Annotated in this window: 4 protein-coding genes; all 4 read right to left on the bottom strand. The window is 71.5% G+C overall.

Going from position 1 to position 6,000, the window contains the following annotated elements; translation table 11 throughout:
* Positions 1–330: 330 nt before the first annotated feature.
* Genes AC07DU_RS28425 through AC07DU_RS28410 form a run of 4 tightly spaced genes read right to left on the bottom strand, consistent with a single transcriptional unit; the run spans position 331 to position 5,691 of the window.
* Positions 331–1,404: a C40 family peptidase gene (locus AC07DU_RS28425; protein ID WP_479114482.1), complete on the bottom strand. Its 1,074-nt coding sequence runs from the start codon at positions 1,402–1,404 to the stop codon at positions 331–333.
* A gap of 43 nt (positions 1,405–1,447) precedes the next feature.
* A complete protein-coding gene (locus AC07DU_RS28420; protein WP_069923392.1) occupies positions 1,448–1,930 on the bottom strand; it encodes a poly-gamma-glutamate biosynthesis protein PgsC/CapC in 483 nt (160 codons plus the stop codon).
* On the bottom strand, positions 1,927–3,444 hold the full coding sequence (gene pgsB / locus AC07DU_RS28415; protein WP_479114480.1) for a poly-gamma-glutamate synthase PgsB: 1,518 nt from the start codon (positions 3,442–3,444) through the stop codon (positions 1,927–1,929). The genes AC07DU_RS28420 and pgsB overlap by 4 nt, the downstream gene beginning before the upstream one ends.
* 6 nt (positions 3,445–3,450) lie before the next feature.
* Positions 3,451–5,691, bottom strand: coding sequence for a HAMP domain-containing protein (locus AC07DU_RS28410; RefSeq protein ID WP_479114478.1), 2,241 nt, complete (start codon positions 5,689–5,691; stop codon positions 3,451–3,453).
* Between the last annotated feature and the right edge of the window lie 309 nt (positions 5,692–6,000).

The following is a 6,000-nucleotide window of genomic DNA, read 5'->3' as shown; positions in this document are numbered from 1 at the left end:
CATCAGGAACAAGGTCTGCAGACATAGGGCAGACCCTGCCCATTGAGATCCTCAGTTGCCACCCGCCACACCGATCTCATTGTGAAACGATCAGTTAGTCCACCGGACTCGGCCGACGCCCTCGAGCGTTCCCCAGCTCGCTCACGGCCCCAGCTCGCCTGAGACCCACACCGCTGCCAGCCCGAGGCACGCCTTAGCGGCGGCGGTCGGCTTCGGCCGGCCGCCGGCGGGCGTTGGGGCTCTGCGCCCTCGCAGAGGAACTCTCGTTGCAGGCCGCCGCTGCGGCCGGGCTGACGCGCCGGAGGGCTGGGCGGGAGGTGCCAGGGGCGGTCAGAGGCGCTTGGCACTGCGCAGAGCGGCGGCGTAGTAGCCGTTGCCGTCGAGGCGGGAGGCGCCGCCCTTGTCACCGATGGTGGGGCCGTTGGCCTCCTCGCGGCTCGATATGAAGATCTTGTGGCCGTCGGTGTCGTTGCCGAGGTACATGCCGGTATGGTCCAGCCGGTCGCCGGAGCGGGCGTCGAGCTTGAAGAACACCAGGTCACCCGGCTGGAGAACATCGACGGAGGCCGGCCGGTCCTGTGGGCCGACGCCCTTGAGGGGCAGGATGTCCACGCCGGTCTTCGAGCGCGCCATCGCGTTGGCCGTGCGCGGCAGTCCGTTGCCGCCCGTGTCGGAGGCCATCAGCGGGAAGCGGGAGCGGTAGCCGAAGACGGTGCGGATGAAGCCGGAGCAGTCCAGGGCCCCGCGCTTGTTCTTCTCCGGCTGCTCCACGGTGCCGTTGCGGAACGTGTACGGGATGCCCAGGTAGTCGTAGAAGTCCGACTGCTCCAGGCGCAGGTCGTTTCCCGGGGAGCCGTTGGGGTTGAGCGGCCCGAAGGCCGCGTCGCCCGCGTACTGGACGCCGGCCGCGTCCTTCTTGGCCGGCGCCTGGTCCCCGTACTGGAAGGCGATCGCGAAAAGGTCGTCCTCCTCGCTGCCGTAGTACTTCTTGAACCAGTCCTGGAACCACTGTTCGCGCTCCGCGCCGTTGCGCCAGCTCTCCGGCAGGAGGCGGACCCAGTTGTCGGTGACGACGCGGGCCTGCGTGGTGGCCGGCTCGGTGAAGGTGCGGCTCTTGCCGGTGAGCGACGCGGTGCGCGCGCCGTCCGTGAAGGTGGCGAGGACGGCTCCGTCCGCGCTGCGCAGGACCGAGCGCTCGGGGTTCTTCAGCCGGTCCCACTTCTGGGCGCCGCTCTGGTCGCCGCCGCCCTTCTGCGCCCGGTCGGTGACGACCAGCACCTCGGGGGCCTTGGCCTGCTCCTCCCTGCGCAGCTCGTAGGTGAAGTACGCGCTGGCGGCCACCAGGAGGGCGACGACGGCGACGTGCAGGACGGGGCTGTTGCGGCGGGCGGGCTTGGCGGTCATCAGTGTGCTCCGGGCGGTGCGGGTGATCGGTGCATGGCGTCGGTCAGGCGTGCGGCATGAAGCCGAGCAGGATGCCCGATGTCAGTACGACGTACGTCATGAGGGTCGCTGACCCGGTGGCGAGCATGGTGGCGCCCTTGGGCTGGCGGACGAGCTGGTAGGCGATCAGCCCGGGCACGATGAAGCCGAGGGTCTGGTTGGCGTACAGCAGGGGGAACTTCATCTGCAGCACGATGACCACCGTGGCCTGGAGGAGCACTCCGATGAGGACGACGGCGGCGAACAGGCGCTTGCCGTAGAGGATCACGAACTTCTGGGTGACGAGGGTGAGCGCGTAGGTCAGGGCGGTGATACCGACGACGAGCGCGGCGCGCTGCAGGTCCTCGATGAGGGTGAGCGCGAGCCAGCCGGGGGTGATCATGCCGCCGGGCGAGAGGTTCGTCGTGAGGTAGCAGAGCAGGGAGAACAGCAGGCCCAGCGCGATGCCGATCGCGGCGATCTCGGGGGTGAGGACTGCGGGGATCAACGGGGCTCTCCTGGACTCTGCCACTGCGGGTCGGGGTGGGGCGCGTTCGGGTGGGGGGGCCAGGCCTGCTCGGGCCACGGCTGCTGCGCGTACGGCTGCTGCGTGTACGGCTGCTGCCCCTGGGGGGCGGGCCTCGCCTGCGGCTGCTGCTGCGGGTTGACGTACTGCCGGGGCACGGGGGGCGGCGCGAAGCGGGCCTCCTGCGCGGCGGTGAGGTCCGCGTACGGGTCCAGGTGCGTGGCGTACAGCGGCTGTGCGGGCGCGGCCTGTGCGGGCGCGGCCTGTCCGGATGCGGCGGGCTCGCGGGCCGGGGCCGCCCCGTCGGGCTCCTCCTCGAAGCCGGGCAGTTCCGCCAGGTGCTCCAGGAGGATCTCGCCCTGGCCGTGGATGTTGCCGATCGCGACCAGCGAGGAGCTCTCACCGAGATGGCCGAGCAGTTCGTTCATGAACTCCTCGCCGTCGCGCTGGTCGCCGCCGAGGTCGACGGCGCGCGCACGCCACTCGGACGGGATCGCGTCGATGGCGCTTTTGGCCGGGTGTCCGATCACGAAGACCTTGTCGGGCATCAGGTCGGGGATGATCTGGCCCATCTGGCCGTTCCGCTCGACGCGGTCGGGACGGCAGTTGATCACGACGTTCAGGGGACGGTCGACGGCCCCGAGGTCGAGGAGCTGGTTGATGTTCATCAGCGTCGACTCGGGGTCGTTCGCGGCGAAGACGTTGGCGAAGCGCACCCGCTTGCCGCCGGGGGACACGTACCTCTCGACGGACAGCACGCCCGGGTCCGGCGGGGCGTCGTACATTCCCTGGAGGGCCGTCTCGCGGTCGACGCCGAGGAGGTCGGCGACGGTGAGCGCGATGGCGACGTTCTCCTTGAAGGTGAACCAGCTGAAGCCCCGCAGCTCCTCGTCGCTGACCGTGTCGGGGTCGGCGTAGACGAGCGTGCAGTTCCGCGCGTCGGCCTCCTCCTGCAGGACGTGGAAGCGCTCCTTCTCGGCGGTGACGCAGATTCCGCCGTGGGGCATGGAGCGCGACAGGGAGCGCGCGATGTCGTCGAGGGTGGGGCCCATCTCGGCGACGTGGTCCTCGCGGACGTTGCACAGCACGCCGATGGTCGACTGGATCAACTTCGACTGGTTGATCTCCTGGAGGGCGGGCATGACCGCCATGCACTCCATGACCAGCACGTCGGGCCGGTAGGCGGCGGCGCGCCGCACGATTCCGATCTGCTCGACGACGTTGGCGATGCCGAACTTCCGGTAGACGGGCTCCTCGGTGGCGTCGGGGTGGATGAAGCGGGCCGCGGTGCCGGTGGTCTTGGCGACCGTCGACAGTCCGCCGCCGCGCAGGGCTCCCGCGCACAGCCGGGTGATGGAGCTCTTGCCCCGGATGCCGTTGACCAGCACCCGGTTGGGTATCTGCACGAGGTTGGCGTAATGCCGACGCTGCTCGACGATGCCCGCGAGGAGCATGACCAGGCAGCAGAAGAGCAGCACGCAGTAGAGGAAGAGCACGGTTGATCAGTTCCTTCCGGCCGGGGTGGTACGGCCGGGGGTCCGGCCGGCGCCACCACCGGCGGCGTCCCGCTTGCGCTGCTCCAGCAGCTGCTGACGGATGACTTCCAGGCTGCGGGTGACGGCCCCCACCTCATCGTGGTGGGTGGGGTAGACGACGGTGCGGCGGTCGCCGTCGGCGAGGGCCTCCGCACGCGCGGCGAGGTCGCGCAGCGGCCGTACCACGACGATGTGCATCCAGCCGAGGCAGGCCGCGGCGCCCGTGAGCCCGAGCAGGCCGGCCAGCACCGTGCGGTTCTGCGCGGTGTACGCCGGGATCTCCAGGCCCTTGGCCGGCTGCCAGGTGACGACGGTCCAGTCCAGGGACTGGGCCACACCCCCGCCGGTCATCGGCGCCGCCGCGGCGATGGAGACACCGCCGTCGCGCAGCAGGGCGCTGCGGGGGCCCGGGCCCTGGTCGGCCTTCCCGTTCGCGCCGCCCTTCTCGTTCACGCGGGTCACCAGGGCGTCGAGCTTGTCGTCCGACAGCGACTGGAAGGCCAGGTAGCCGTTGTTGCCGCCGATCACCCGGTGCTTGGCGTCGACGACGCGGACCTCGCCCAGACCCGGCCGCTTGAGCAGGGCGTTGAGGAAGTCGATGCGCAGCTCGCCGACCACGGCCGCGCCGCCCACGCCGGGTGCCTCCGCGTACTCGGTGATGACCGGCTGGTTGCCGCTGTCGACCAGGGTCATGGGCTGCCGCGACGGGGCGTGGCCCGCGGTGTGGCGCGGCTTGCCGCCGGCGCGGGCCATGACCGTGCCGTCGGCCTTCAGGACGTAGAGCGATTCATAGCGCCCGTGCTGGGCCCGGGTGCGTTCCAGCAGCTTCGTCATTTCGGCGGGGGTGGTCTTGTCGCTGATGACGGAAGCGACGGAGGTGAGGTCGGCGTGTCCTTCGTTGAGGGCGCGGCGCACCCGGTCGGCCAGCGTGTCAGTGCGTTCGCGCTGGTCGTCGAGGATGGTCTGCGGCACCGCTACGGAGGCTCCCGCGCGGTTGAGCGCCAGCAGCAGCGGCGCCGACCACACCAGGAGCAGGATCCCGCACACCGCGATGAGCGCGCGGGTCCCGATGCGTGCGCGGCGGCCCGCGCGGGCGCCGGCGTAGTCCGCTCCGGGCTCGCCGAGGAGCTGGCGGCGCAACCGGTCGAGGGCGGCCCCGATGCGGGCGGCCTCGCCGTACTTCGGCACGGTGACGGGCCGGTGCAGGTCGCCGCGGCCGATCCGGCGGCTCTCCAGGAACAGCTGGAGCAGCGGGCGCTGCACGGTGACCACGAGCAGGGCCACGGCGAGCGCGCCGAGGACCAGCAGCGCGCCCGCGGCGGCGATCCAGAAGAACGAGTCGACGGCGGCGGAGCGCTCCTCGGCGACACCGACGAAGGAGACGACGGTGAGACCGAGGGCGGTCGCGTCAGTGCCGGCACCGGGTTGCGAACCGGTGAGCTTGGCGTAGCCGGCGACGGAGCGGTGGCCGGCCTTGGAGTCCCCGAGCAGGCTGCCGCTGACACCGGCGAAGCCGCCGGAGCCCGGCTCCTTGGCCTGGAGCGGGTGCCTGCCCGCCTTCTCGGCGACGGTCTTGGCGTACTTCTTGAGCTGTTTCCTCTCCTGCTCGGAGCCGCCGACGCCGTCGCTGCCCAGGACCTGGCCGGACGCGTCGAGCACGGCGATGGCGCGGGACTTGCCCAGGCTGACGCCCGGGACCTTGAGGCTGCTGGAGGCGACCAGGAGCTGCTGGGGCCGACCGGGCCAGGAGAGCAGGGCGAGGGTGAGCAGGCGGGTCTCGCCGTTCTCCAGCCGGACCATGCGGGGGGCGAGGCCAGATTCGCCGTCCAGCGCGGTCAGGTCGAGGGCGGTCAGCGGGAGGTTCTCGCCGCGCTGCGCCTGCAGGCGGCCCGACGCGATCTCGATGACGGCCGTGCCGCGCCACTTCTGGTAGACGCTGCCGAGCTTGTCGAGCACGGAGTCGGGCGATACCGGCTCACCCGAGCTGAACAGGGAGGCGGTCCTGCCGATGTCCTTGATGCTCTCGTCCAGCGAGGCGCGCAGGGCGATGGCGCCGTCCTCCGCGAAGTACTGCTGCGAGGTGAGGACGGCCGGCGGCACGGCCTCGTCACCCACGCGGCCGAGCTGGAAGGCGGTGACCGTGGCGAGGGCCAGCAGCATGGCGGAGAGGGCCGCGATGGGCGGACGGATGCCGCCCAGCAGCGACATGTCCGCTCTACGGCGGGCGCGGCGCTGCCGCCTCGATCGCGACGCGGCCAAGGAAAGCTCCTGTTCGTTCTCTCCTGCAGCGGGTGTGGCCGGCGGAGTGGGGTGATCCGGGGATAAGGGGTGTACGGGCGCACGGCGGGGGCCGCGGGCGGTCTCGCCTCAGGTCAGGGCGGACCGGGCCGCCTCGCGGGGCACGCGGGTGACGCCGGCGGTTCGTCCGGCTCCCTGCTGCCGCACGGCCCGTGGCCACCCGGAACACATCCGGGAACGGGGGCGGTCGAAGCAGGCCGACCAGCGGTGGGAGGGAGC

The organism is Streptomyces sp. NPDC045695 (genome assembly GCF_056432025.1).
This window is presented reverse-complemented; position numbering and strand designations above follow the sequence as displayed.